21 protein-coding genes and 1 pseudogene are annotated in these 26,721 nt (G+C 69.9%); 15 read left to right on the top strand and 7 right to left on the bottom strand.

Annotation, left to right across the window (positions count from 1 at the left end; translation table 11 throughout):
* Nucleotides 1-366 precede the first annotated feature (366 nt).
* The 6 genes from AC07AL_RS29100 to AC07AL_RS29075 all read left to right on the top strand — a co-directional run bounded on the left by AC07AL_RS29100 (nucleotide 367) and on the right by AC07AL_RS29075 (nucleotide 9,089).
* Nucleotides 367-1,053 (top strand): hypothetical protein, encoded by a 687-nt coding sequence (locus AC07AL_RS29100; RefSeq protein ID WP_478318773.1) that lies wholly within the window; start codon nucleotides 367-369, stop codon nucleotides 1,051-1,053.
* 132 nt (nucleotides 1,054-1,185) lie between these two features.
* Nucleotides 1,186-2,406 carry a peptidoglycan-binding protein gene (locus AC07AL_RS29095; protein WP_478318772.1) on the top strand — a complete coding sequence of 407 codons (1,221 nt, stop codon included), beginning with the start codon at nucleotides 1,186-1,188 and terminating at the stop codon, nucleotides 2,404-2,406.
* Nucleotides 2,403-3,077 (top strand): ABC transporter ATP-binding protein, encoded by a 675-nt coding sequence (locus AC07AL_RS29090; RefSeq protein ID WP_478318770.1) that lies wholly within the window; start codon nucleotides 2,403-2,405, stop codon nucleotides 3,075-3,077. The genes AC07AL_RS29095 and AC07AL_RS29090 overlap by 4 nt, the downstream gene beginning before the upstream one ends.
* A complete protein-coding gene (locus AC07AL_RS29085; RefSeq protein ID WP_478318769.1) occupies nucleotides 3,074-4,297 on the top strand; it encodes an ABC transporter permease in 1,224 nt (407 codons plus the stop codon). The genes AC07AL_RS29090 and AC07AL_RS29085 overlap by 4 nt, the downstream gene beginning before the upstream one ends.
* Before the next feature lie 261 nt (nucleotides 4,298-4,558).
* Entirely contained in the window at nucleotides 4,559-8,575 is a 4,017-nt protein-coding gene (locus AC07AL_RS29080; protein ID WP_478318767.1) for a golvesin C-terminal-like domain-containing protein, read from the top strand.
* 64 nt (nucleotides 8,576-8,639) lie between these two features.
* Nucleotides 8,640-9,089 (top strand): hypothetical protein, encoded by a 450-nt coding sequence (locus tag AC07AL_RS29075; RefSeq protein ID WP_478318766.1) that lies wholly within the window; start codon nucleotides 8,640-8,642, stop codon nucleotides 9,087-9,089.
* A gap of 461 nt (nucleotides 9,090-9,550) precedes the next feature.
* Here AC07AL_RS29075 and AC07AL_RS29070 read toward each other — a convergent pair.
* Nucleotides 9,551-9,712: pseudogene (locus tag AC07AL_RS29070) on the bottom strand (DUF255 domain-containing protein); the annotation flags it as partial.
* 184 nt (nucleotides 9,713-9,896) lie between these two features.
* Here AC07AL_RS29070 and AC07AL_RS29065 point away from each other — a divergent pair.
* From AC07AL_RS29065 to AC07AL_RS29050, 4 genes are read left to right on the top strand one after another with little or no spacing between them, the layout of a single operon-like run.
* Nucleotides 9,897-10,640, top strand: coding sequence for an NUDIX hydrolase (locus tag AC07AL_RS29065; protein WP_478318764.1), 744 nt, complete (start codon nucleotides 9,897-9,899; stop codon nucleotides 10,638-10,640).
* Nucleotides 10,641-11,804, top strand: coding sequence for a 5'-methylthioadenosine/S-adenosylhomocysteine nucleosidase family protein (locus AC07AL_RS29060; RefSeq protein WP_478318763.1), 1,164 nt, complete (start codon nucleotides 10,641-10,643; stop codon nucleotides 11,802-11,804).
* The gene (locus AC07AL_RS29055; protein WP_478318762.1) at nucleotides 11,801-13,783 is read left to right on the top strand and encodes a hypothetical protein; all 1,983 of its coding nucleotides are present in this window, start codon (nucleotides 11,801-11,803) and stop codon (nucleotides 13,781-13,783) included. The genes AC07AL_RS29060 and AC07AL_RS29055 overlap by 4 nt, the downstream gene beginning before the upstream one ends.
* 20 nt (nucleotides 13,784-13,803) lie before the next feature.
* Nucleotides 13,804-14,343 (top strand): hypothetical protein, encoded by a 540-nt coding sequence (locus AC07AL_RS29050; RefSeq protein ID WP_478318761.1) that lies wholly within the window; start codon nucleotides 13,804-13,806, stop codon nucleotides 14,341-14,343.
* Between the two features lie 81 nt (nucleotides 14,344-14,424).
* On the opposite strand, the gene AC07AL_RS29045 is transcribed toward AC07AL_RS29050, so the two are convergent.
* Nucleotides 14,425-14,748 carry a Uma2 family endonuclease gene (locus tag AC07AL_RS29045; RefSeq protein WP_478318759.1) on the bottom strand — a complete coding sequence of 108 codons (324 nt, stop codon included), beginning with the start codon at nucleotides 14,746-14,748 and terminating at the stop codon, nucleotides 14,425-14,427.
* Nucleotides 14,749-15,148: 400 nt separating this feature from the next.
* On the opposite strand from AC07AL_RS29045, the gene AC07AL_RS29040 reads away from it, so the two are divergent.
* Complete coding sequence (locus AC07AL_RS29040; RefSeq protein ID WP_478318758.1) at nucleotides 15,149-15,988, top strand: helix-turn-helix domain-containing protein; 840 nt, start codon at nucleotides 15,149-15,151, stop codon at nucleotides 15,986-15,988.
* Between the two features lie 444 nt (nucleotides 15,989-16,432).
* Nucleotides 16,433-19,711, top strand: coding sequence for an SdrD B-like domain-containing protein (locus tag AC07AL_RS29035; protein WP_478318756.1), 3,279 nt, complete (start codon nucleotides 16,433-16,435; stop codon nucleotides 19,709-19,711).
* Nucleotides 19,712-19,879: 168 nt separating this feature from the next.
* On the opposite strand, the gene AC07AL_RS29030 is transcribed toward AC07AL_RS29035, so the two are convergent.
* Both AC07AL_RS29030 and AC07AL_RS29025 read right to left on the bottom strand, forming a co-directional pair.
* On the bottom strand, nucleotides 19,880-20,977 hold the full coding sequence (locus AC07AL_RS29030) for a PP2C family protein-serine/threonine phosphatase (protein WP_363580909.1): 1,098 nt from the start codon (nucleotides 20,975-20,977) through the stop codon (nucleotides 19,880-19,882).
* Nucleotides 20,978-21,246: 269 nt separating this feature from the next.
* Nucleotides 21,247-22,464, bottom strand: a complete 1,218-nt coding sequence (locus AC07AL_RS29025) for a cytochrome P450 (RefSeq protein WP_363580908.1) — start codon at nucleotides 22,462-22,464, stop codon at nucleotides 21,247-21,249.
* A gap of 135 nt (nucleotides 22,465-22,599) precedes the next feature.
* Between AC07AL_RS29025 and AC07AL_RS29020 the strand changes: the two genes are divergently transcribed.
* Complete coding sequence (locus tag AC07AL_RS29020; protein ID WP_400805584.1) at nucleotides 22,600-22,956, top strand: arsenate reductase family protein; 357 nt, start codon at nucleotides 22,600-22,602, stop codon at nucleotides 22,954-22,956.
* A 48-nt stretch (nucleotides 22,957-23,004) separates the two neighbouring features.
* On the opposite strand, the gene AC07AL_RS29015 is transcribed toward AC07AL_RS29020, so the two are convergent.
* Complete coding sequence (locus AC07AL_RS29015; RefSeq protein WP_363580906.1) at nucleotides 23,005-23,475, bottom strand: pyridoxamine 5'-phosphate oxidase family protein; 471 nt, start codon at nucleotides 23,473-23,475, stop codon at nucleotides 23,005-23,007.
* A 65-nt stretch (nucleotides 23,476-23,540) separates the two neighbouring features.
* On the opposite strand from AC07AL_RS29015, the gene AC07AL_RS29010 reads away from it, so the two are divergent.
* Both AC07AL_RS29010 and AC07AL_RS29005 read left to right on the top strand, forming a co-directional pair.
* Nucleotides 23,541-24,089, top strand: a complete 549-nt coding sequence (locus tag AC07AL_RS29010) for a DUF1697 domain-containing protein (RefSeq protein WP_363580904.1) — start codon at nucleotides 23,541-23,543, stop codon at nucleotides 24,087-24,089.
* 168 nt (nucleotides 24,090-24,257) lie between these two features.
* Complete coding sequence (locus AC07AL_RS29005; protein WP_063347333.1) at nucleotides 24,258-24,821, top strand: DUF1707 and FHA domain-containing protein; 564 nt, start codon at nucleotides 24,258-24,260, stop codon at nucleotides 24,819-24,821.
* A gap of 151 nt (nucleotides 24,822-24,972) precedes the next feature.
* On the opposite strand, the gene AC07AL_RS29000 is transcribed toward AC07AL_RS29005, so the two are convergent.
* Together AC07AL_RS29000 and AC07AL_RS28995 are read right to left on the bottom strand one after the other, a co-directional pair.
* Nucleotides 24,973-25,380 (bottom strand): hypothetical protein, encoded by a 408-nt coding sequence (locus AC07AL_RS29000; RefSeq protein WP_363580902.1) that lies wholly within the window; start codon nucleotides 25,378-25,380, stop codon nucleotides 24,973-24,975.
* A gap of 228 nt (nucleotides 25,381-25,608) precedes the next feature.
* Nucleotides 25,609-26,400, bottom strand: a complete 792-nt coding sequence (locus tag AC07AL_RS28995) for a hemerythrin domain-containing protein (RefSeq protein ID WP_363580900.1) — start codon at nucleotides 26,398-26,400, stop codon at nucleotides 25,609-25,611.
* Nucleotides 26,401-26,721: the final 321 nt, after the last annotated feature.

The raw sequence follows: 26,721 nt of genomic DNA, 5'->3' as shown, positions 1-26,721 counted from the left end.
GCGCCGACGTCCCAGCCTCCCTCCTCTCCCCCCCTCCCCCCCCCCCCCCCCCCCCCCCCCCCCCCCCCCCCCCCCCCCCCCCCCCCCCCCCCCCCCACCGCGGCCCGCGTACTCAGTCATAACTTCTCGCGCATTCAAGTGAAATATCAGGAATCCATCATGCTGATTGGTCGACGAGGTTTGGCTGCGCTGGGCACCGCTCTGGCGTGGGCTTCGGCCGCCGGGTGCTCGCACGAATCGTCGCCTTCGGGGGCCCACCCAAGTTCCGCCCCCCATTCCGTTGCGCCGGCTGCAACGCAATCCCGGCCAGCAGATTTTGACCGTGCGAATCCCGCGACGTGGAAGCTTCCGTTGGAGGCATACCTCATGACCGACGACGAGCAGAGCCAGCTCGGCCGGGCCATGAGCGCGCTCACCGAAGACTGTATGCACAAGGCAGGGTATGGCAGCTGGAATCCTGCGCCGGAACTGCCCAAGATGGGACCCAAGACTCTCACCGACCTGCGGTACGGAATCCACGATGCCGCACTGGTAGGCAAGAGGGGCTACCACCCTGACGCCGCGGAGAAGGCGGCGCATGACACGGCAGTGGAGGCCGCGATCGCCGGGCGCTCCGGAGGTGCCGCAGCTGCGGCTGAAAACGGTTGTGGCCAGCAGAGCAAGCAGAAGATCGGCGATTCCCAGTCGGGTTTCCAACTCGCTGAGCAGCTTGCCAATGATGCTTTCACCAAAGCCGAGAAGGAACCGGAAGTCGCCGCGGCGTTCACGCAGTGGTCGACGTGTATGAAGGAGAGCGGCTACAACTACCGCGAGCCGCTCGACGCCGTGGACGACCCGAAGTTCGCCCGCGACGTGACCAAGGCCGAGATCGACACCGCTCTGGCCGATCTCAACTGCCGAAGCCGCACCAACGTGGCACTGGTCTGGTACGAGGCCGAGGCGCGCCTGCAGAAGGCCGCCCTGGAGAAGAATGCCCAGGCCCTGCAAGGTGGACGGGCGAAGCTGGACTCGGCGATGAAAAACGTGAACGCAGTCCTGGCCGGCAAGCGCTAGGGGCGGACGATGGCATCCAGCAGTTCTCCAGATCTCGCCGCAGTCGACGTTTCGGAACCTGATCAGGGGCCTTCGAAGCCCGGCGGTCGACGTGGCCGGTCCGGCGCTCGTCGGCGCGGGTGGCTGGCCGTCGTGATCATCGGTTCGGTTTTGGTGGGTGCGGCGGGCGCGGGGGCCGCCGCACTGCTGAAGTCACCAGCGCAGGTGGCGGCGGAGACCGCCGCGCCCGCCCCGGACACATTGACCGCCCAGGTGGAGCAGAGGGTGATCACGGACACGCTGGTCACCCGGGGAAAGGTCGCCGCGGCGTCCACCGCCGAGATTTCCGTACCGGCGTCTGCGGGGGCACCAGGCTCCCGCCCAGTGGTCACCAAGGTCAAAGTCAAAGCCGGAGATCAGATCGCCTACGGCAAGGTACTGTTCGAGATCTCCGGTCGCCCGGTGATCACCCTCGCCGGGGCGCTGCCCGCCTACCGCGACCTGCAGAACGGGGCCAAGGGCGAGGACGTCGCACAGCTCCAGAAGGCTCTGGCCGCACTCGGGTATCGCACCGCGCCGGACGTCTCCGGAGTGTTCGGGGCGGGCACGGAGCGGGCGGTGCTCGCGCTCTACAAGTCGATCGGCTACAGCCCCACCCGGGTCGCCGCAAGCGCATCTGACGACAAGGCAGGCGCTGCGAAGACCGCCCCGCCGGGCATCGGCGACAAGGGCGCCGACGGGAAGGCGACGCCAACCGGCACACCGGCCGCCCCTCCCGAGCCTCAGACCGTCGTAACTGTGCCGATGTCGGAAGTGGTGTTCCTGAACGCCCTGCCCGTGCGGGCCGACACGGTCACGGCCACCGTTGGCAAGGCCCCGAGCGACAAGTTGCTGACAGTCTCCACCGGCGACCCCATCGTGGTGGCCGAGGTGTCAGCACGGGAGAAAGCCCTGCTGAAGGCCGGTCAGCAAGCCGAGATCCTCTCCGAGGAGAGCGGGTTGAAGGTACCCGCCACGGTCCAGGCGATCACCGATGCACCGCCGGCAGGCAAAGGGGACCAACCGGGCCCGGCCGCAGGCTATCTGCTGCGGGTAACACCCACCAATCCGTTACCCGCAGAGCTCGCCGGCAAGGAAGTACGGATATCCGTCACCGCCTCCTCCTCCGACGGACCGGTCCTCGCCGTACCGTCCGCCGCCATCTCGGCCGGCGCGGACGGCCAGACCAGCGTGAGCGTGATCGGTCCCGGCGGGAACACCCGCCGTGTCCCGGTTCGCCCCGGCCCCTCAGGCGGCGGATTCGTAGCGGTCACACCCGAAGCCGGTGCGGCGCTGGCTCCCGGGGACAAGGTCGTGGTGGGTAACACCCCGTGAGCGCACCACCGGTCATCGAACTCCGCCACGCCGGGCTGACCTACCCGGGGCCGCCAGAAGTGGCCGCGCTGCGTCCGTGTGACCTGACCGTCCAGCGCGGCGAGTACATCACAATCGTCGGCCCCTCCGGAGCGGGCAAGTCCACCTTCCTCAACATCATCGGCCTCCTGGACCAACCGACCTCCGGCAGCTACCTGCTGGACGGCATCGACACCGCGGCGGTCACGGACGCCGAACGCACCGCGCTGCGCGGCATGCGCATCGGGTTCGTCTTCCAGTCCTTCCACTTGCTCTCCCACCGCACCGCCCGCGAGAACGTCGAACTGGCCATGGTCTACCGGCGGACCCCGCGCGGAACACGCAAACAGCGAGCGGAACAGGCACTTCGCCGCGTCGGCCTGGGCCACCGGCTGGACGCGCTACCCACCCGGCTCTCTGGCGGCGAGCGCCAGCGAGTCGCGATCGCCAGGGCGCTCGCGGCGGAACCGTCGCTGCTGCTGTGCGACGAACCGACCGGCAACCTCGACTCCCAGACCGCCGCCTCCGTTCTCGATCTACTCGACGGCCTGCACCACGACGGCATGACCGTTGTCGTCATCACCCACGATCTTGAGGTAGCCCGCCGCGGTCAGCGGACGATCACCATCCGCGACGGTGAGGTGCTGGCATGAAACTTCCCCGCTCCCGCATGTCATTGCGCGACCTCGTCTCCGAGGCCGTGGCCGGCATCATGCAGCGCCCGGCCCGCTCTGCGCTCACCGCCGTCGGCACGGTCCTCGGCGTCGGTGCTCTGATCGCCGTTACCGGTCTGACCAGTACAGCGGCGTCCCAGATCGACGCCCGTTTCAGCGAGCTGACCGCGACCGAGGTCACCGTCGACGATATCGCGCCCGATGTCCCCGGCCAGGCAGGCCCGGCCTTCCCCTCCGACGCAGACGCACAGGTACAGAGACTTCACGGTGTGACCGCAGCCGGCGTTTCCTGGCACGTGCGGCTTCAGCCCGGGCAGGACATCGCCAGCGGTCCGCCCGGCGCCATCTACACCACCTCCGATCGCCAGGCCCAGCTGACCGCAGCCTCCGCCGGCGCCCTGCGCGCAGCCGGGCCGACCCTCCAACAGGGACGCAGCTACGACGAGTTCCACGACCAGCACCGTGAGCACGTCGCCGTTCTCGGCGCCGCCACCGCCGCCCGTCTGGGCATCACCGACCTGCGCAACCAGCCCGCCGTGTTCATCGGCAGCTCGCCCTTCGCCGTCATCGGCATCCTCGCCGACGTCCAACGCCGACCGGACCTGCTCTCGTCTGTGATCGTCCCGCGCACCACCGCCGAGGAGTTGTGGGGGCCGCCCACCGATGACCGGGCGAAGATGCTCATCACCACCCAACTCGGCGCGGCCGCGCAGATCGCCGCGGAAGCGCCAGTCGCCCTGCGCCCCGACCACCCCGACTACCTTCGTGCCACCCCGCCACCCGACCCGCGCAGCCTGCGCTCAGGCGTGGAGAACGACCTCGGACAGCTGTTCCTGCTTCTCGCCGCCGTCTGCCTGGTGATCGGCGCGGTCGGGATCGCCAACACCACCCTGGTCGCCGTCCTGGAACGCAGCGGCGAGATCGGCCTGCGCCGTGCACTGGGTGCCAGAGCAAGGCACATCACCACCCAGTTCCTCGCCGAATCCATGGCGCTCGGCCTGCTCGGCGGCCTGGTCGGCGCATCCCTCGGCACCGTGACCATCGTCGCCGTCGCGGCCTCCAAACAGTGGACGCCTGTGCTGCACCCGGCCACCATCGCCACCGCCCCACTCCTGGGCCTGGCCACCGGGCTGCTGGCCGGGGCCTACCCCGCATGGAGAGCGTCCAGAATTCAGCCAGCTGAGGCCCTGCGGCGATAGCACGTGGGCAACTGGCCGGGGCCGCGCCCTGGCCGCGGCGGTCCGGGGGGCAGTGGGCCGTCGAGAGTTGACCGCCGCCCACGCGGCGAGGGTAGGCCGAGGTTTCACCGGCGTCAGATTTCGGGCGCATGACAGATGACAGCACGTGTGTCAACCGCCGTCATGCGTGCGGCCGTTATGCGCCGAAGTCGGCACATGACATGGGCATGGCCAACGCTATGCCTACACCTGCTACGTCAACACGAGAATCAGGGGGGTTCCATGGTCCTTCGACCACGCAAGGCCATCTTGGCGACAGCGTTCGCGCTGCTGCCGAGTTTGGCCCTCGCGACACCCGCGAGCGCCATACCCAACGCACCGACGCCGGGGCAGCAGGCCCCCGCTCCCGGCTCCCAGCCCACTTCGCCGCCGGCACCCTCCAAGGTGCTCGACCCGGACGCCTCGCTCCCCAAGGACTGGCGCAGTTCGGATGACCGGGCGGTGACGCTCTCTGGGGACAGCTCCGGCCTGCACGTCCTGGCCGCCGACAGCGGACAGGCCTACCAGTGGCGGACGGTCGCCACGCTGTCCGAGCCCGGCTTCAGCACGGACCTGTGGATTGGCAATTCCTGTGTGACCGGCTCGGGTCAGCGGGCGGTCGTGGTGTACGCACCCAGGCAGTTCGTCAACAAGCCGGAGTTGATGCAGCGCGGCGGATTCGCGGCTGTCGTCGACCTCAAGTCCGGGGCGGTGAGCAAGTTCTCCGAGACGGTATCGCTCGCGTACTTCGACCCGGGATGCGGCACGGACGAGACGGCCGTGCTCACCCAGAACGGGGATACCGATCTCGGTGCGACCCGGCTGCTGACCGTCGACGCAGCGGCCGGGAAGGTGGTGAGGACGGTAAAGGTCGACGGGCAGGTCACCTCGGCCGTACCGACCCGGGACGGTCTGGTCGGTGCGCTTGGTGCCAAGCTCAGCCGTATCGACGACGCCGGCCGTGCCAGCGAACTGGCCACCACCTCTGGAGCGGCGAGCGCCGTGCACCCGGACGTCGATGGCGGAATCGCCTTCGTCGACCACGACGGCGAATCCGCCGCGGTCAAACGCCTGGCCGACGGCCACGTCGCTACCCTCGCAGAGGGCAAATCCGGAGAGGTCGGTCTGCAGTCCGGGACCGCCGGCAAGCTGTTCGTCACCGGCAAACCCGAGAAGGTCGCAGCGCTGCCGAACACGGTGCAGGCGCTGTCCGTTCCTGTCGCTGCCGAGGTATCCACCAAGGGCGCTATCGCCGTCGATGAGGCCGTTTCGGGCGCCGTCCGCGGCCTCGCCGCGAACCCGCTCCAGGCCGCTCCCCAGGACGGCGACGCCGACGGCAAGGCCCGGGTCCAGGTTCAGGCCGAGGTGCCGGCCACCGGCAAGAAGCTGACGTTCAGCGTTGCCCCGGACAAGAACAACGCTGCACCAGGTGCTCCTGTCTCCCCCGCTCTGGGCGCCGCTCCGGCCACTCCGACCGGTGCCCAGCCCCGCGCCCTCGCCCAACCCCGCACCAACGCCGAGAACGGGAACGACACGGTCGATCAGGATCGCACCTGCTCCGTACCCCGCAACGACCCCACTCAGCAGGCCTACCAGCCGACCCCGAACCAGGTCGAGTGGGCCGTCGACATGGCGGTGCGCGGTCAGCTGACCGCCAAGTGGGTCCGCCAGGGCGGCTGGCGGGCCCAGGATGGACTGGGCACCGTCGACCCACAGGCCATGTTCCCGCTGCCCACCCTGACCGGCGCCCCAAGCGCCCACATTCCGCCGCAGGTCCTCCTCGGGATCCTCGCCCAGGAGTCCAACCTCTGGCAGGCCGAAGGCGGCGCACTGCCGGGCCAGACCGGCAACCCCCTCACCGGCGGCTTCTACGGCCACCCCACCAAGATCGACCCGAACCGCCCGCAGGACGTGTGGCAGATCAACTGGGACAAGGTCGACTGCGGGTACGGGATCGGCCAGCAGACCGACGGCATGCACGGCCCCACCGGACTGCGCACCGGCGACGTGGTCTGGCCCTACGACAAGCAGAAGGCCGTCGCGCTGGACTACACCTCCAACATCGCCGCCGCGGCCAAGACCCTGACCGAGAAGTGGAACGAGCTCCACGATCCAGGCCTGCCCAACCCGATGAAGATCAATGACGACGATCCGTCGGCCATCGAGAACTGGTTCACCGCCGCCTGGGCCTACAACTCGGGCCTCAACAAGTACAACCCCGCCGCACCGCTCACCCAATGGGGCCTCGGCTACCTCAACAATCCGGTCAACCCCATCTACCGGCCGGACCGCCTTCCGTTCCTGGACCACAACCACTATGCCGACGCCGCCCACCCCCAGTACTGGCCCTACCAGGAGAAGGTCCTCGGCTGGGCCGCCTGGCCGATCGACACCGGCCGCTCCTACGACACCAACGGCAACCTCGACAAGGGCAACACCGCCGGCTACTCGCAGGCCTGGTGGACCCAGGAGACCGACCGCACCGCGATCAAGCCCGGTTTTGAAACGTTCTGCAACATCCTCAACAACTGCGACGTCAAGAACCCCCCGCGCTGCGAGATCGACCACCTCGGCCCGAGCTGCGACCCGCCGTACTGGTTCCACAGCTCGGCCACCTGGAAAACCTGCAAGGGCGACTGCGGTCACGAGTACATGACGTACAAGACCCTGCGCATGGAACTGGGCAACGGCAACACCGGCGCCCCTGACTGCGCCGCACCGCCCGCCGGCGCACTGGTCATCGACTCGGTGTCCGGCCAGGCGCCGCCTATGCGCGACGGCTGCAGCCGGACCTGGAACAACGCCGGGACCCTCAGCTTCCGCTTCGACGCAGATCAAGCCAACCACTACGAGGCCAAGGCCGACCTGCACCAGGTCGGCGGAGGCTACGGCGCGCACTTCTGGTACGCCCACACCCGCAGCGCCGCCAACTCTGTCACCAGTGTGTCAAACGAGCTGATGGTGCCCCCGGACGCGCACGGCACCATGGCGATCACCGGAACCTGGAAGCTCAACCAGCGGTCGAACGGGTGGGCCAGGGTCTTCGTCCACCTCCCCGACACCGGATCCGAGACCCAGCAGGCGATCTACACGGTCCACATCGGGAACGGGCAGACACAGAACCGCATCCTCAACGTCGTCTCCAACAGCAACCACTGGGTCAGCCTCGGCGTCTTCGAATTCACTGACGGGAACGACTTCCAGGGGGTCGAGCTGTCCAACTACACACCAGACGGCGACGCCGTGGAGGACGTTGCATGGGATGCCGCCGCCTTCCAGCCGCTGGCCGCAAAGCCGAAGGACTTCGTCGTCCAGATGGGCGACTCCTACTCCTCCGGTGAAGGCGCCCAGCCGTACATCTATGGCACCGACATGGGCCCGTATGCCGACCAGCAGAAGCAGACCTCACCAGGCCGATCCTGGAACGCGTGCCGCCGCAGCCAGAACTCCTGGATCCGGCAAACCGCTATCCCTAGCAGGCCCGCCACCATCGGCAGCATGGCCGACATCTTCGACACCAGCCTCGATTACCACAGCACCGCTTGCTCTGGCGCCGTCACCTCGCAGATGGACACGACGGGCAGTACCGACAAGGACGGCAACCCCGTCTGGGGCATGATCGGACAACATCACGAAGTCCCGCAGCTGTCGTCCGGCTTCCTCGACACGAACACCACCCTGGTCACACTGACTGCCGGCGGAAACGACTCAGGCTTCGCTGACACCGTGCAAGGCTGCGTCATGCTCAGCTGCCCCTCGGATGCGAGCGTCAAGGGACAGATCGACAAGACCATGGGCTGGCTCAAGGGCCTGCTGCAACACATCCACGACAAGGCGCCAAACGCCAAGATCGTCCTACTCGGCTACCCCGAACTCTTCGAGGTGGGAGACATGACCGTCGGGTGCTCGGTGATGCTCGGAGACTCGGCGATCAAAGTGAACGGCTGGGCGGACTACATGAGGGACGACCAGAAGAAGCTCGCCGCCGAGCTTCAGAGCGCTGACAACCCCGTGCCCGTCACCTTCTACTCGCCGATGACCGAGTTCTACCACCATGGTGTGTGCAGCAAGACCGGCGCGGCCATCAACGACTTCGTGGCCGCACCTTCCACCAAACCCGGTGGTGACTTCTCCTGCCCTGCCTCGCCCAACCCCATGAACTGGGTGTGCGCGAGCATGGAGAGCTACCACCCGAACAACACCGGAACGAAGCTGTACGCGTCCGCCCTGGCAAGCGCGCTGATCAGCGCGCGCTATTGACCGATCCCGCCAGTCCACCCGGCCGGGGCCCGCACAGGGCCCCGGCCTTCCCGGAAAGCCCTGAATGAAACTCTTTCGTCGAGGACTGGCCATCCTCACCGTGCTCCTGGCACTGGCCGTGGCTGCCTTCGCGATCAGCGCAGCCCACCAACGCTCCCAGATCGATGACCGTCGCAAGCAGGCGACGGCAGACGCAGAAGCGAGCGCCCGCCGTTACGCCGCCAAACTCCCTCCCGCCTTCACCGCAGGACCCCAGACAATCGCATCACTCGAGGAACTCGAACGCGGCACACAGGTAACCCTCGTCACCGCAGCCAAAGAAGGCACCTCCGTCGTGGTCGACATCCAAGCCACAGCCACATACCCCGGCGGCAGAAGCGCCTCCATGACAGATGCCTGCCTTCACATCACCCTCTTCCGCACCGACGGAACCATCACAGACCAGGTCAACGCCATCCCGTGCACCCAGCTTCGCACCACGACGAACCACGGCGAAATCCTTGCCGTGGAATGAGGCACCACGCCCCTCGGCGCTGCGTTTGCTGCCGGACCTGAACCAGCAAGCGCACGCTGTCCGGAGGCCAGGGTGTCCGGACCACCTGGCACGAGCCTGCGTGCCGGGCCTGAGGCCACTCGTGACTGCCGTCCCGGTTCCGGAAGGCCGGTTCGGACCAGCGGCACTCGATCTATCCGGCACCCCCGCAGTGACCAGCGCGGACAACGGCTTCTGGCCCTGCTCACAGGCCAGATGAATCTTCGTGGTGAACCCGCCCCGCGAACGCCCCAGCCCGCGCCCCTCCAGCTCACTGCCCACACCGCCGGGCGGTTCATCTGGCCCAGCTCCGTCCCGGCGGACGCCGGTGGGCCCGGCAGATCGTGGAGTCGGTGTTCACCTCCCACGTGGACGAAGGCGCCACGACAGCAATCTCCCATATTTTCGAGATGTCCGCGGACTTGTGCGTAACGTGACAGTCAGTGGCACCAGTGACAGGCGGCGTACCCCACGCTGAGCAGCACCGGCACCCCGTGCCGCTCGGTCTCCGTGAACGCCTCCGGCCCCCACTCCCACCAGTCCACAGGGCTGTCGGCGTACTGCAACAGGTATGGGGAGGCGGCATCGGCCAGGTGGTTCACCATGTGGGCAGTATCGCAGCACCGGCTGTGGGAACCCCGAAACCGGAACGGACTGGTGGGGGTCGGTACCAGCCGGTCGATCCGTACGGCCCCGCCGCACGCACTGCGGCTGCGGAGTCGAGCGGCACAGCAATCCCCATCACCCCCTTCTTGTGCAAGTGACAATAACTGAAGTACCTTACAGAACATGCAAGATGACGTGTGGTCACCAACTCCTGTACTGCTGACGGTCGATCTCGTGATCCTGACGCTGCGGGAGTGCCGCCTGCACGTCCTCCTGGTGGAGCGGGGCGAAGATCCCTTCCGGGGCATGGCCGCCCTGCCCGGAGGATTCCTGAACCACGATGGTGAGGAGATTCTGGATGCCGCCCACCGCGAGCTGAGCGAGGAAACGGCCCTGCCCGCCGGCTGGGTGCACCTTGAACAGCTGGCCGTGTACGGGGACTCGGGCCGCGATCCGCGGGGCCGAGTCGTCTCCGTGGCCCACCTGGCGATCGCACCGGGGCTGCCCGACCCGGTCGCGGGAACGGATGCCACCGATGCCGCGTGGATTCCCGCGGAAGCCGTCCTGTCCGGCGAGGTGGCGCTCGCCTTCGACCACCGTCGAATCGCTACGGACGGGATCGAACACGCGCGCACCAAGCTCGAGTTCTCGGCGCTGGCCACGGCGTTCTGCAGGGAGGAATTCACCATCGCAGAGCTGCAACAGGTGTACGAAGCCGTCTGGGGCACCGAACTCGACACCCGCAACTTCTACCGGAAGGTCCAAGCCGCGAAGGGATTCATCGTCCCCGTCGGCGCGGACCGCAGGACCACGGGAGGACGGCCCGCACGACTGTACCGGGCCGGTCCGAAAACCGTGCTGTTCCCGCCGCTGATCCGACCCGCGCCGTCCGCGACGGAAGAGAACACGAGAGGGGAAGAGGAATAGATGTCGAAAGGCCCGGTGGTGATTCTCACCGCCCTCAATCTCGAGTACCAGGCCGTGCGCCAGAGGCTGACGAGTCCGCAGGTGCACCGCCATGAGCGTGGTACGCGGTTCGAGGTGGGAACCGTGCAGGGCACGTCGTGCCGTGTCGCACTCGGTCTGACGAGCAAGGGGAACCATTCCGCCGCAGTGATCGCCGAACGCGCGATTCAGGAGTTCTCGCCGGTGGCCGTGCTGTTCGTCGGGGTCGCCGGCGCCCTGTGGGACGCCACCAGGCTGGGCGACGTGGTGATGGCGTCACACGTGTACGCCTACCACGGCGGGACCAGCGAGGACGACGGGCTCAAAGCCCGCCCCCGGGTGTGGGAAGCACCGCACGGCATCAGCCAGCTTGCCTCGCACCTGGCCCGCCTGAACGACTGGGCGGACCCCACGCCCGGTCACGAGGACGCGCCGCAGGTGCGCTTCGGGGCGATCGCCGCCGGCGAGGTGGTCCAGAACTCGAGGATCTCGGCCGAGGCGAAGTGGATCCGACAGCACTACAACGACGCACTCGCCATCGAGATGGAGGCGGCCGGTGTGGCACAGGCCGGCCATCTCAACGGGGCACCGGTGGCCATCATCCGGGGGATCAGCGACCGGGCGGACGGCACGAAGAACAGCACTGAGGACCGCAACTGGCAGCCGCGGGCCGCAGCGAACGCGGCGGCGTTCGCCACCCGGCTGGCAGTGGAACTGGTGGGGGAACAGGAGGAAACCGCCATGCCCCGAGACGACAGGGTCCGTTCGGCCGACCAGCTCGACCGACACGTCAGCAACACCGCCCACAACAGCACCGTCGGCATCATGGCCGGCTCGGTCACGGGCAGCAGCGTCCACATGAACGCGACCCCGAAGGCATCCGACCCGACGGAACTGATCGCGGAACTGAACGGTTTCCGCGAGCACTTGAGGCATCACCACGCTGAGGGTGCCCTCGACGAGGACACCTACCGAGAGGCCCTCGCCGATCTGGACTCCGCCCTCCGGTCTGCCGGGAGGAACACCCCTGATTCGTCGAAGCGGACGGCCATGACGCTCAGGAGGCTGCGCGGACTGGTCGCGGAGTGCCCCGCGCTGGCGGCCGAGCTGGCCCCTCTGGTCGCCGCGGCCGGTGACCTGGCATGAGCCACAGCAACGGGGCCGCGTACAACTCGGCCGCCTACGACTCCACGGTCGGGATCCAGGCCGAGACCGTACACAACTCCAACGTCTACTTCGTCCACCCGGACGCCTCACCGCAGGAGAAGTACAGGGTAGGCGTGCGGCTACTGGAGGACGGCATCCCCAGCCGCGCCCGCGAAATGATCACTGATGCGATCGCCCACGGGTACGACGGCGCGGAGGCTCGTTTCCACTGGGTGCTCGCCGTACTCAGCGCACGCACCTACCACGACCTCAGCACCGAAGAAGTCCAACGGCTGCACTACACCTCCGGGCTCGTACAGATCTACGCCGAGGACGAGTGGAAGGAAGCCCTGCGCGTCACTTTCGACCTGCTTGCGGTGCTCAGCACCGCGAGCGGCGAGACCGAACCCGTGCTGAAGCGGCTGCAAAAGCTGCCGCTCCGCCAGCACAACGCGATCCTCCGCCACCTCGACCTCATGGTCACCGGAGGACTGAAGGACGACCTGTGGGCAGAGACCCGCGAACGGGCCGGGGCGGAGCGCTTCGGCAACGACCGGGTCCGACGGGTCTGGGCCTACTTCGAGCCCGCCCCCATCGGGGCGCGGGCCGTGCCGCCCCGCCCGAGCACCGCTGCCGCCGCCCAGGCGGCCCTCCCGGTCCGGACCGTCCTGTTCGTCATCAGCAGCGTGCTCCTCTGGGCCCTGGCGCTGATCGCGGATCCGGCCCAGGCGATCGTCGAGCTACTGGTGGCGCTCAGCGCGGGTCTGACCGCGGCCCGAAGCGGCCTCCGGTGGTGGGGCCTGGAACCCCGGCCGGGCCTCGCGGCCGGGGCCCGCGTCCCGCACCCGCGCGGTCCCGCACCCGCCGAGGGCGGGTTCACCAACCGCGTCCGCAATAAGTTCGATCACTACTTCAGTGTCCGCGCGCCCTACGGGTTCACCCCGGACGCCTGGCTCGCCCACACCGCTCAGGTCCGCGGTGGCCTCGCCGCCGAGATCGCGGACCTCTACCGGGAGAGCCGGATCAGTGTGGAGCGGGTCACCTGGCTGATCCGGTACCTCGCTGAGGACGCCCGGAACCGCCACAACAACGGCACCCTGTTCGATCAACACCGCCAGGACCGGACTCCGGCCAGAACGAAGGCCCTGACCGTGGTGGCCCTTGCCGCTCTCGGCGCCGCGGCCCTGGCCGCGTTCAGCACGGCGGTCTCGGGTGCCGCCCAACCGCGGCCGCTGTGGGCGTTCCTGGCCGTGCTCGGTGCGGCCTGGTCCGGGCACGCGGCCGCCTCCCTGTGGCTGGAGATCCGGCGTGAAGAGCACCGACTGGCCCGGGAGACTCAGGAGTACCAGGAACAGCTGACCGCACGACAGATCGCCCACCAGCGCTGGCAGGCGCTCCTGGACATGACGCGCCCCAGCGAGCTGGAAATGGAGACCTGGCTCACCTGCGACAAGACACTGTTCGTCGATGAGGCGCTCCGGCACCACCGGCTCACCTGGCGCGACCTAATCACCCACACCATCCTGGTGGCCCCGGCTCCCTCCTACAAACGGGGCCGGGTCCGGGGCGGCCCCTGGCGGTACTCGCACTACGTCTTCCGCCTGTTCCTGTTCACCCAGGACGGCATCCGCGAGATCAGCTCCGAGTTCAACTTCTCCGACGCAACGCGCAAGAACGAGCAGCGGAGCAACTACCGTTTCGACGCACTGTCCTCCGTGCAGGTGACGGAGAACGTCGACGTCGGCTACGACCTGGAGCTCGTCCTCACCAACGGACCAGCCAGGAAGATCCGCGTCAAGGACGCCGATGCCCATCAACTGGCACCGGACGAGAATTCTCAGGAAATCTCCGAGATCAACCTCAGCTCGGCCGGCTCCGCCCACACCTTCCGTCTCCTGGAGGGGGTAGCGGCGGACGGGAAGGGCTGGATCGAACGGCACAACCCCAACAACCTGACGCCCTTCCAGATCGCCGGCTGATCCTGAACTCGAGCATAGGAATGCCTGTGACCTCCACGGACGATGTCACCGAGAGCAAGATCCTGCTGGCCGAGTACGACTGCCTCAAGGAAGAACAGAAGACCCGCATAGGGTTCCGCGACAACCTGCTCTACTTCACGCTCGCCGCGGCCACCGCGGTCGTAGCGGTCACCGTCCAGAACAGACAGTCCCGACTGCTGCTCTCCGTCCCCGCGATCTGCCTGGTCCTAGGCTGGACCTACCTGGTCAACGACGAGAAGATCTCGGCGATCGGCTGCTACGTCCGCGACCAACTGGGACCGCGCCTGGGGGAACTCGCCTCCGCCCACGGCACGGTGTTCGCCTGGGAGGTCTACCACCGCAACGTTGCGGGCCGCACCATGCGCAAGCGGCTTCAGACCGCGGTGGACCTGTTCACGTACCTGGTCCTGCCAATGGTCTGCACGACCGCGTTCTGGTGCTCTCCCACTGCTCAGCCCCTGCTCGTACTCACTTCTCTCGTGCAGACGCTCGCCCTGGCCGTACTGGGCTGGCAGTTCCTGCGCCGTGCGGAGCGGTAGCACCAGCCCCGCCGGGCCCGCTCCACACACGCGTACGTCGCCTCCAGCACACGGAGGTGCGGGCCGGGCTCCGCTATACGGTCAGCAGGCGTCCGGCTCGGGCCGGGGCAGCTCGTCCAGGCCAAGGGTGTAGGTCCGCCCGTCGGCCAGCTCGATGGGCAGCTTGCCCGAGCCGTACTCGTGCGTGTGCGCCGCGATGCAACCGGAGCCGGTGGGCCGAGTGTGGACGACCACCTCTGCGGCGTACGGGTCCACCACCACGCAGACCGGGATGCCGTAGCAACCGTACTTCGCCATACAGTCGTCGTAGTCCTTGCGCGCGGAGGAAACCGACACCACCTCGGCAATCAGCAGCGCGCCCTCGAAGCCGTATCGCTTGCCCTGCCGCTGCGCGTCCTCCCGCATGATCGCGAAATCGAGAGCTGAGAGCGTGGTGGTTGCGCTCGGCGTAGAGCCTGAGCAGGCCGGTGACGTGCCGGGACCCGTCAGCCCGTCGCAAACCATAGTTCACTCGATTGGATCAAAAGAACCGGTGCACACTCCCCTACCCCGGCGCGTCGGCCAAACTCATTCGATCAAACGACTTTCGCGATGAGGCAAGGAATTGTCGGATATCTTCGATTGCATCCAGCATCACGTCAGAAATTCATTCGGCGCGGGACCTATCTGCGTCCATGCAGAGAACATTCGGGACTGCACTATCAAGCAGCATCCGGATTATTCCAAATTTCGAGACTCGGCCATCACCGCAGGACGCCGTTCTCGACCAGGGTCTCGATGTCACCTGTGGGAATCCATAGTGGCCATGGGCCGCATCTACAACTCAGAAGGAAGTGACACCTGGCGGATGATCATCCTGGACTGCCTGTCACCCGTCCTCCGCTCGCGATCCTGGCGCATATCCCGGGAGCTCGGCGCCGATCGGGCAGACATCCAGTCAGACATGGTGGAGGTCGCGCTCGAGGTCTGGCATGCCACAAGAATCGGCGTCCCCGCGCACCATATCCGGGGTGCCATGGCGAAAGAAGCTGTCTCCAGAGCCTATAAAAGTGCGAAAGTCGGCGGCCGTGAAACCGCTCGGGAGCACATGGAGGAATTCGCTTCACCGGAAAATACACCCCAGGCCGCCGCATTTCTGCCACCATCGATCGTCGGCACCTCTAGCTCTCAAAGCCCCCACGCCGCTGAAATCATCAGGGGGGAGCAGGTCGGAGCCATGCTTCACGCACTTGAGTACATAGGCCTCGCACGGGCCCACCATGCGGAAATCCGCTCCGGAATCAAGAAGAGCACCGCCCCGTCCATCTCGAATCTGGCCCGCGCTGGGCTCCCGGGAGCGGACCACTATTACAGACTCTCCGATCTCCTTCCTGCACACATCGGAATTCAGCAGGCTGCAGAAGTCCTGGGCATCCCGGAGACAACCGCGCTCCGGATGGTTCGTAACGCATTGTTCCCTTGCCCCGTGACGCGGATGGGCCGGTCCTACCGGGTGCCAGTGAAGGCGTTCATGGCGAGCCTGGGGATCCCGGACTCCCTCCTCCACCCGGACGATGTCGAGAACGGAGCCGACCATGCTACCGGTTTCATCGGTGGGATCGACATCGCAGAAGTCCCCCAAGGGCTCGACTGCCCCGACGTCTGATCACAATCAGGTCATGCACAAAACCGCTCAGTGACCTGGACCGCCAAGGGTGACCCGCACTCCTGTGACGAGGAGTAGCCGCCGGCTGTACATCGTCGTCCCGATTGCCACCTGACGGGCAAATTCGAGGGGTCATTGCTTCACGTGTGGTTGATCAGGCTGCGCTTCTCGACGCCTCTCATCCGTTGAGGCCGCAGCGCGTGCACCGGTTGTGAAATAATCTTCTATTGGCTTGCCATTTCCACAGGTCAGAGGCATGGTCGAGCTGTACTACGACCTCTGAGTCGCGGTTGGCGGTACGGAGACGAATCCTGCCCGGGGCCCCGTCGCGCTCTTCTCGAGCGCGGCGGGGCCCTCTCGGCGGGTGGGGCCGATCGGGTGGAAGTAGGGGGTTGTGCGTTGCGTCGGGGGAGGGACGGTCGGACGGTCGGATGAACTTCCGAGATGCGCATTCACTTCCGGACCGGGCGGATCGCCTCGGTGCTGGCCCTGCTGGCCGGTTCGCTGCTCGGCAGCAGCGTGCTGGCGCCGCCGGCCCAGGCCGCGATCTCTTTCACCAAATCCGTCGACAAGGCGACCGCCTCCCCGGGGGAGAACGTCACCTACACCCTCCGGTACACCTGTTCCATCACCGAGTGCACCGACGGGCGGATCACCGACACCCTGCCGTCGAACATGCAGTTCGTCGGCTGGACGCCCGACCCCTCCTCGGTGGACCAGGCCGCCTCCACGGTGCCCGCGGCGGGCGCGATGGGCGGCACCATGGACATCAGGCTCAAGGACCTCAGCCCGGGCACCACCGCCACCATCACGGTGACGATGAAGTACCCGAACTTCACCACCCCCGACGGGGCGGCCTCCACCAACTCGGCCACCATGACGGCCACCGGTGAGCCCAGCCAGACCGCCACCGCCGACACCAAGGCCCAGGTGCAGCCGCAGTACACGGTGACCAAGGGCATCCAGACCTCCAGCAGCGACGGGCGCACCGTCACCTACCAGTTCAGCGCCTGCGCCACCGACCTGGTGCCCAACGTCGACCTGGACACCAGCCGGCTGCTGGACACCCTGCCGCCCGGCGCCGTGGTGGACACCGGCCGCTCGCCCGGCTGGAGCCAGGTCGCGCCCGGCCCCAACACCTGGGGCTACGACATCGGGGAGTTCCGCTCCGGCAACGGCCGCGGCGGCTGCCGGCTGCCGGGTGTGCTGGTCGTCAACTACCCGGAGGCCGACTTCCCGGACGGGACGACCTCCGACAACACCGTGGACCTGTACGGCGACCCGATCGGCCCGGACGCCGAGCGCGAGCTCGACACCGCCGGCACCACCACCGGTCAGTTCCGGCCCCCGGCCACCGGTGTGATGGTGACCGCCAGCAAGGTGTGGCGCGACAGCGTCGCCTCCGGCGACCTCAACTCCTTCAGCCTGTCGGCCACCAACACCTCCGGCCCGGCCACCAGCCTGACCATGACCGACCCCGGCGCCGGCACCACCGACGGCCTGTACAACTGGCTCTTCCCGCAGTCCCTCCAGCTGGAGCCGTGGAACCCGACCAGCATCGGGCTCACCCTGCAGTACCGCCTCGACGGCGACCCGACCTGGCAGACCTTCAGCCCGTCCAGCCCGCTGGACGGGTCCAGCGCCCGCCGGATCACCTTCGTCCAGGGCGCCGGCGACCCGACCCGCGACGAGCTGGGCATCCCGGCCGGCCGCCGGCTCGACGGCCTCAGGTTCACCTGGGACGGCCCCATCCCGACCGGCTGGAGCCCGGGCAACTCGGTGCAGGTGATCACCCAGGTCGTCACCCCCGGCCACGACGGGCGCCCGGCCCCCAGCCCGCTGACCAACTGTCTGGACACCACCGCCGGCGACGGCACCAGCACCTCCGCCGCCAACGCCTGCGCCTCGACCACCGTCACCGCCGCGACCAACCTGGGCGCGGCCAAGACCACCGTCGCCGGCGAGCTGTCCGCACCCGGCGGCATGGCGACCTTCCAGGTGATCCCGTACAACCGCAGCGGCCGCGACCTGACCCGCCCGCTCGTGCTGTACGACGTGCTCCCGGCCGGTGTCGTCTACGTCGAGGGCTCGGCCCGCCCGGACCCGAACTACCCGGACGCCAAGGCCCCCCAGTCGATCACCGTCACCCCCGGCCCGGACGGCCGCCAGATCGTCAGGATGGAATGGCCGCCCGGCGCGCCCGACATGACGTACCTGCACGACGCGCTGGCCTACCGGATGCTCTTCGACGTGCAGGTGGCCAGCAGCATCCGCTCCGGCGAGCTGACCAACGACATCTACGTCACCGTCGACCAGCCGACCGCGCCGGTCTCCTGCATGTTCTCCGGCTCCGACAGCGGCAGCACGCCGGACGTGCTGGACCTCAACGGCAACGGCGACACCTCCGAGCTCATGTGCCACGCCTCCTCCCAGATCCAGGTGGACGTGCCGAGCGTGCTGCGCTCGTACAAGGAGGTCATGGGCGACCTGGACGCCGACTACGTCAGCATCGGCAGCGCCACCCCCGGCGGCCGGATCTCCTACCGGATGACCGTCCGCAACGACTCGCCCGACCCGGTCACCGACTTCATCGCCTACGACAAGCTCCCCACCCCGGGCGACAACTACGTCCTCACCCAGGACGCTCCGCGCGGCAGCGCCTGGACCCCGTCGCTGAGCCAGCCGATCACCACCAGCGACCCGACCGTGGGGATCGAGTACACCACCGACCCCAACCCGTGCGTCGACGCCGCCCTGGTCAACCGGACCGGCTGCAACAGCGGCGCCACCTGGAGCAGCACCTTCCCCGGCCCGGGAACGGCCACCTGGTTCCGGGTCCGCCGCCCCGGCAGCCTGCCCTCCGGCGAGGCCTTCACCCTGACCTGGCCCATGGTCGCCTCGGTGGACGCCCCCGACGGGGAGTACGCCTGGAACAGCTTCGCCTTCACCGCCACCGACGCCAGCGGCCGCCAGCTGCTGCCCGCCGAGCCGGCCAAGGTCGGCGTCGCCGTCAAGCAGACCAGGCCCTCCGACAACGCGCTCGGCGACTTCGTCTGGCAGGACGTGGACAGTTCCGGCATCCAGAAGCCCGGCGACCCGGGCATCGCCGGCGTCACGGTGAAGCTGCTCGACGGCAACGGCCAGCCCGTCCGCGACAAGAACGGCAAGCCGGTCACCACGGTGACCGACCAGAACGGCCACTACCTCTTCGACCACCTGCCCGACGGCAGCTACGCGGTGCAGTTCGACCTGTCCACCCTGCCCGCCGGCGCCGTCGTCACCAAGCGGGGCGTCGGCACCGATCCGGCCAAGGACTCGGACGCCGACCCGGCCACCGGCATCACCCAGACCGTCACGCTCAGCGGAGGGCAGCGCGACCTCGACCTCGACATGGGCGTGATCCTGCCGACCACCCCCACCGGGTCGCCGTCCCCGTCGCCGTCCCCGTCCCCGACCTCCTCGCCTTCCCCGACGTCGTCCCCGTCGCCGACGTCCTCGCCGACGCCGTCGCCGTCCCCCTCGCCGACCGCGACCCGGTCCGGCAGTACGACCCCGACCGCCGGCCCGACCCACAGCGCGAGTCCGTCGGCGAGCGGCGGGACGCTGCCCAACACCGGCGGCTCGGCGCCCGACGCGCTGATCGCAGCCCTCGGCGCCCTCGCCGTCCTGGGAGGTGTGGCGCTGTGCGCGGTGGTCTACCGGCGGCCCGGACGACACAGCTGACACCGACGACGGACAACTGAACACCCGACCGACACCAGTGGCGCCGCCCCCAGCGGCGCCACTGGCGCGTTGTCGGAGGCGGACGGGCAGGCAGGCGGGCGGGCAGGCGGGCAGGCGGGCAGGGCTGGAACCGGGGGCTCGGGCTGCGGGAGTTCACCCGGGGAAGGCCTACGGGCGCTCCGGAGTCAGCGCCAGGACGGCGAGGTCGTCGGCGAGCAGGCCGGCGTACTCGTGGACGTCCTGGGCCAGGAAGGAGACCAGCCGGTCGGGCGAGGTGGTGCCGAGGGCGGCCAGGCGGGGGGCCAGCGGGTAGAAGGCGCCGGTGGCGTCCCGGGCCTCGCTCACACCGTCGGTGTAGAGCAGGACGGTGTGGCCCGGGGGCAGCGCGACGGCGGTCGGCTTGCCGCGCTCGTCGGGGGGCCCGAGGTGGGCCAGGCCGAGCGGGAGTTCGTCCGCGCAGGACACCGGGGTGATGGTGTGCTCGGTGAGCAGCAGCGGGGTGGTGTGGCCCCGGTTGACGATCTCCACGCAGTCGGAGCCCGGCCGGTACTGCAGCAGGACGGCGGTGACGAACAGCTCGTCGTCGCCCCGGTCGGCGGCGTCGCGCAGGACGGCACGGTCCAGCTGGTCGGCGAGGTCGACCAGGTCGGGGGTGTCGTGCGCGGTCGCCCGGAAGGCGCCGAGCACGTCGGCCACCGTACGGACGGCGCCGAGGCCCTTGCCGCGGACGTCGCCGAGCAGCACCCGGACGCCGAAGCGGGTGTCGCACACCTCGTACAGGTCCCCGCCGACCAGGACCTCGGCCTGGGCCGGGCGGTAGAGGCCGGCCACCCGCAGACCGCCCGCCCGCTCGGGCACCGGGCGCAGCACGGTGCGCTGCAGGGTCTCGGCGACGGTACGGGCGTGCAGCAGGGTGCGGTTCTGCCGGGTCCGCTGCCAGGACAGGGCGGTGCCCATCACCCCGGAGAGCAGCGTGGCGATGTAGACCCAGACGTGGTGCTGCTCGTCGATGTGGCCCGCCCGCACGGCCAGCACCAGTTGCAGCGCCAGGGCGCCGACCGTGGTGGTGGCGGTCAGCACCGGGCCGTAGCTGAACGCCGCCACCACGGGCAGCGCGGTCAGCAGGAAGCCGGCCGCGACGGCGTCCGGGACGACCGCCTCGGCGGCCAGGTCAAGCAGCAGGAGGAGCACCGGCAGCCAGGGCACCCAGCGCGGTGCCCGGGGTTCCACGGCCGCCGGATGCTCCGGGCGGGGTGCTACGGGCACGGTGGGGTCCTCCTGGCCGACCGGTCGGTATGACCGGTTCGTCCCTCCATGCTCTCCTACGGAGGACCCGGCCACGAACGGCCGAACGTCCCGGTTTCCGGGACCGACCGGGCCCGGAAGCGGGGCGTCAGGGCCGGTCGGCGGACGGTGACCAACCCGGCCCCGGCCGACAGCCGGGGCCGATGGGCGGTCGGCGGGCGCGCCGACAACCGGGCCGGTGGGCGGTCAGCGGCGGCCCCACCGGTGGGCGGTCAGCAGCGAGACGGTCATCAGCGGACGATCACCGGCAGGGTCTCGAAGCCGCGCAGGACCAGGCGGTCCCGCCGGGCCGGCACGCCGCCCGGGGCCAGCCGGGGGAAGCGGTCGAGCAGGGCGGGCACCGCGACCTCGGCCTCCAGTCGGGCCAGCTGGGCGCCCAGGCAGTAGTGCGGGCCGCCGCCGAAGCTCAGCGGCTGGCTGTCCCGGCGGGTCGGGTCGAACACCTCCGGGCGGTCGTACCGGGCCGGGTCGTGGTTGGCCGCGCCGAGCAGCAGGAGCGCCACGTTGCCGACCGGCACGGGCAGCCCGTCGACGGCCAGCCCCTCGGCCAGCGCCACCCGGGAGGTGAGCTGGACCGGGGAGTCGAAGCGCAGCACCTCGTCGGTGAAGCCGGCCGGGGTGATCGCGCCGCTGCGCAGCCCGGCGGCGGCCTCCGGGTGGCGGAACAGCAGGGCCAGGCCGTTGCCGAGCAGGTTGGTGGTGGTCTCGAAGCCGGCCACCAGCAGCAGCACCAGGTTGGCCAGCAGTTCCCGGGCGGGCAGCCGCTCAGGGTCGTCGACGGCGATCCGGGCCAGGTCGGTGACCAGGTCGTCTTGCGGGCGGGCGAGGCGCTCGGCGGCCAGCTCGGTGAAGTAGCCGGCCAGTTCGTCGGCGGCCTCGTCCGCCTCGGTGAGCTCGGAGCGGTCGTCGATGAACTCCAGGGCGACGGTGAGGTCGGAGGCGAGGTCGCGGAAGCGGTAGCGGTCCCGCTCGGGGACGCCGAGCAGTTCGCAGATCACCCCGACCGGCAGCCGGAAGGCGAAGGCGTCCATGAAGTCCACCGGCGAGCCGTCGGCGCCCTGCTCGGCCATCCCGTCCAGCAGCCCGGCGACCGCCTCCTCCACCGCCGGGCGCAGCGCGGCCACCCGGCGGGCGGTGAAGACCGAGGCGATCAGCGAGCGGACCCGGGGGTGGTCGGGCGCGTTGCGCTGCAGGATCGAGCGGCCGAACAGCGCCAGCGACGGGTGCTCGGCGAACTCCGGGGTCAGCTCCGCCATCATGTCGGCGGTCGCGACGGCGAAGGCGGGGGTGCGCAGCACCTTGTCGGCCGCGGCGTGGCCGGCCACCAGGAAGGTGTCCGGCCCGGCGGGCACCGCCGCGCCCAGCGCGTGTGCCCGCGCGTACAGCGGGTACGGGTCGGCCCGGCCCTCGCTGGTCAGCAGTTCCTCGATGATCGCCGCGCCGTCCATCCGGTGCTCCCCTCCCAGAGGCCACGTTCCTGCTGCGTGAACCACCGGAGGGTGCAGCGGAGTTCCCGTCCGGCGGGGGCGCCGGGCCGGGCGGGTTGGCGCCCGGCCGTCGGGCGGCTCGGTAGGGTTGCCGGTATGGAGATCTGGATCAACCCGCGCTGCGGCAAGTGTCGATCGGCGCTCGGCGAGCTGGAGGCCGTCGGGGCCGAGTACACCGTGCGGCGCTACCTGGAGAATCCGCCGACCGCGGCCGAGCTGGAGCAGGTGCTGGAGCGGCTGGGCCTGGAGCCGTGGGACATCACCCGCATCGACGAGCAGGTCGCCAAGGACCTGGGGATGCGGAAGTGGTCCCGGGAGCCGGCGGACCGGGACCGCTGGATCGCGGCGATGGCGGAGCACCCGATCCTGATCCAGCGCCCGATCATCACCGCGGACGACGGCCACGCCGTCGTGGCCCGCACCCCCGAGGCGGTCAAGTCCGTCCTGCCGTAGCAGCGCCGCGTCCGGAGCCCAAGAGGCGTCCGGGGCGTCCGGGGCCGGTCAGTGCAGCTGGATCCGCTGCACCGGCCGGCCCGGGTGCCAGTTGAGGACCCACAGGTGGCCCTCCCCCACGGCGGTGTGCACCACCTGCTCCAGGTCCAGCCGGAAGGCGTGGAAGGCGGTCGGCGGCGGCTCGGGCAGATCGGCCGCGTAGGCGGAAAGTTCGGCCTCGTCGGTGATCTCGACCGCGCGGCCGGAGACCTTGGAGTCCCCGCCGGCCATCGTCTCGTCCCCCGGATGGGCGTGCAGCGCGAAGCGGCCGTCCCGTTGGAGGTCGCGCGCCTTGGCCGAGCCGTACATCGACCCGAGCATCAGGTCGGCGCCGACGAAGTCGACCTCCGTACCGCTCACCCGGGGCGACCCGTCCTTGCGCAGCGTCGCCAGGACGTGGTGCTTCTCGGCTTCGAACCGGGCCCGCACGAGGGGCGCCAGCTCGGGTGCCTGCTGCTCGAAATCCTGCCAGGTGGCCATGGCGCCAGTCTGGCACCGGGCACCGACAACCGCCGGGTGTCAGGGGCCGGTGCCAGACTGGCGGAGTGACCACCACGACCACGTACATCGCGTTCCTGCGGGCGATCAACGTCGGCGGCCGGACGGTGCGGATGGAGCGGCTGCGGGCGCTCTTCGCCGAGTTGGGGCTCGGGGGCGTGCGCTCCTACATCCAGAGCGGCAACGTCTTCTTCACCACCGACGAGCCGGACCGCGCCGCCCTCACCCGGCGCATCGAGGAGCACCTGGAACGGTCCCTCGGCTACCCGGTGCCCACGCTGCTGCGGACGGTCGACGAGGTGGCCGCGCTGCTGGCCGCCGAGCCGTTCAAGAGCGTCGAGGTGACGCCCGACGTCCGGCTGGTGGTGGCCTTCCTCTCCGAGCCGCTGCCCGCCGACCTCGCCCTCCCCCGCCTCTCGCCGAAGGGCGACCACGAGGTGGTCGGCGCCGACCCGGGCGCCGCGTACGTGGTGGTCCACCTGCGGGACGGCAAGTGGGTCACCGGGGAACTGTTCGGCAAGGCCTACCGGGGTGCGGTCACCTCCCGGTTCCTGCACACCACCGAGAAGATCCTGGCGGTCGCCCGGAAGGGCTGACCTCCTGACATCCGCGCACCGGCCACCCCGGCACCAGGCAACCCGGCCACCCGGCCACCCGGAACCGCGGTGGCGCACCGGGCGTCTGGAGTGCAGTGACGTACTCACCGCGCGCCGGCACCCGGCGTGATCTGGACAGTCCGAGCCGGCCGAGCCGACAATCGGGCCATGACGTCTCCTGAGTTCCGCACCGGCGCCGTCCGGCCCTCCGGCGCGGTCCGCCCCTCGGACGCCGAACGGGACCAGGCGCTCGGGGTGCTCAAGGACGGAGCGGGCAGCGGACGGCTGTCGCACGACACCTTCCTCGGCCGGATGGAGATCGTCCTGCACGCCACCAGCCGGGGCGAGTTGGACGAGGCGATGACCGGGCTGCCGACCGGGAGCCCGGTCGAGCGCTTCCTGCTGCGGACGGTCGGCCGGGTCTCCGCGTTCGGGGACCGGCTGCGCCGGGCCTGGCGCACCGAACGGCTGCCCGGGCTGAGCCTGCCGGAGACCGGGGCCGGGCAGTTGACGATCGGTCGGTTCCCCGGCTCGGGGCTGCGGCTGCACGACGCCTCGGTGTCCCGACGGCACGCCGAACTGCGGCGCGAGGGCGGCGGCTGGGTGCTGTACGACCTGGGCTCGACCAACGGCACGCATGTGAACGGGCGCCGGATCGCGGGCGGGGTACGGGTCCGGCCGGGCGACCAGGTCCGGTTCGGGAACCTGGAGTTCCGGCTCGCCTCGGACTGAGTCGCACCCCCGGCCGGTCGGTACGGACCCGAGCGGGCACCGGGGAGGCGTCGGGTGGGCGTCCATGCGTGCGGACGGTGAACGTGCGGGTGTGCGTGCGGGTGTGCGGGCGTGCGGGCGTGCGGGCGTGCGGGCGTGCGGGCGGTGAACGTCAGCCGCGGGTGACGTGCAGTTCGGCGTAGCGGTCGCCCTTGTCCGCCTTGCGCAGGGTGACCTTCGCCGTGCCGACGGCGGTCTCGGCGCCCTTGCCGACGGTCTTCCGTTCGTCCCCGACCGCGACCTCGACCGTGCTGTCGGTGATGTGGCTGACGGTCATCTTCACGGTGCGGTCGCCGCCGAAGACCTGGAGGGTCTTGGAGGCCTCGGCGTCATCGGTGCGCACGACGACGTCGCAGCTGTCGTCGTCGAGGCAGAGCGCGACACCGCCGTCGCAGGCGGTCAGTCCGGCGCCGAGGGTGAGGACGGCGCCGGCGGCGAGGAGCGCCGGGCGGCGGACGGCGGGCCCGAAACGGCGCCGGGCAGGGGTTCGGTGGGAGTTCGGGGTGCTCGCTGTGGTCATGGCGTCGACGGTAGGCGCCCGCACGCGCCCCGCCATCGGCCGTCGGCGGTACGCACCCCCTGGCCGGCCCCGGAGCGCCCGAACGATCGCGACCCCGAGGGCGATGGGTCGAATCCCCTAGGGGACGAGGGGAGTTGGAACTGCTGGATCGGATTCCGGAAAGGCTCGGCATATGCCTCAGAGGTATGCCACGCGCGTAGATCGACGGGCCGCGAAAAGGACCGGCGGTCAGTCGGCGACACCGCCCAGGTCGCTGCCCCGCGCACCGGCCGGACCCCACAGCGGCGCCATGCAGCGCTGGTAGGTGGCCTGCCAGTGCGGCCAGTTGCGGGCCACGTCGTCGTCGCACTCGGCCAACAGCCGCTCCACCAGAGCCGGTTCCACACCCTCCAGCAGCCAGGCCAGCGCGTCCGCCGTCCCCGGGCCGTCCGCCGAGCGCAGCAGGTCCATCAGCTCGCCCAGGCCGCCGAGCCGGGAGCCCTCCGGGACCACCCGCTCCATCCGGGGCAGCAACTGGCGCTCCTCGATCCGCAGGTGCGTCTCCAGCCGGGCCGCCAGGTCCTCCATCGCGTACGCCACCGGCCAGGCGCTGCCGGTGTCCCGGCTGGCGATCCGCACCAGCGTGGTGACCCGGGTGAACGAGTGGTCGAGGTTGTGGTGGTCCGCCTCCAGCCAGTTGAGCAGCAGCCGCAGCTCGGGGGCGAAGCGGCGCACGATCGGCCAGATCCGGCTGTCCTGCTGCTCGTGGTGGCAGGTCAGCATCGCGGTCACGAAGCTCCAGTGCCGCAGCAGCGCCTCGCCGGCGTCGTCCTCGCCGGGCTGGAGCAGCCGCAGGGCGTTGGGCAGCCGGGCGAGGTCCCGGCGCAGCGCGGCGTGCACCAGCCGCAGTCCGGCGAAGCGGGCCGTCGCCGGCTCCTCGCCGACGGCCCGCACGGGCACGGCCGCGCCCCGGGTGTCGACCCCGGACCCCGCCTGCTCGGGCACGGAGGGGGACGGCTGGGGCAGTAGATGGATCGGCATGGCACTCTCTTCACGACGTCGTGGGGCGGGCGGGGCCAGCCGGTGGAGCGGCCCCATCCAAGGTGCTCACAGTCGATCAAAAGTGAATCAATGTCCGATTGACGCGCAGGTCACAGGCATGTGCGCGGGGGAAGCCGCGCTGCGCGGGTGCCGCCCCGCGATCGCCCGCCCCGGCCTCCGGACGCTGCCGGAACGCCGTGGGGGGGGGGGGGGGGGGGGGGGGGGGGGGGGGGAATGGGGGGGGGGGGGGGGGGGGGGGGGGGGGGGGGGGGGGGGGGGGGGGGGGTGGGGGGGGGGGGGGGGGGTGCATTGGGAACAGAG

The sequence above is a fragment of the Kitasatospora sp. NPDC043949 genome (genome assembly GCF_056435365.1).
Note: the sequence above shows the minus strand (reverse complement) of the source record. Positions and strands in the feature narration are given on the sequence as shown.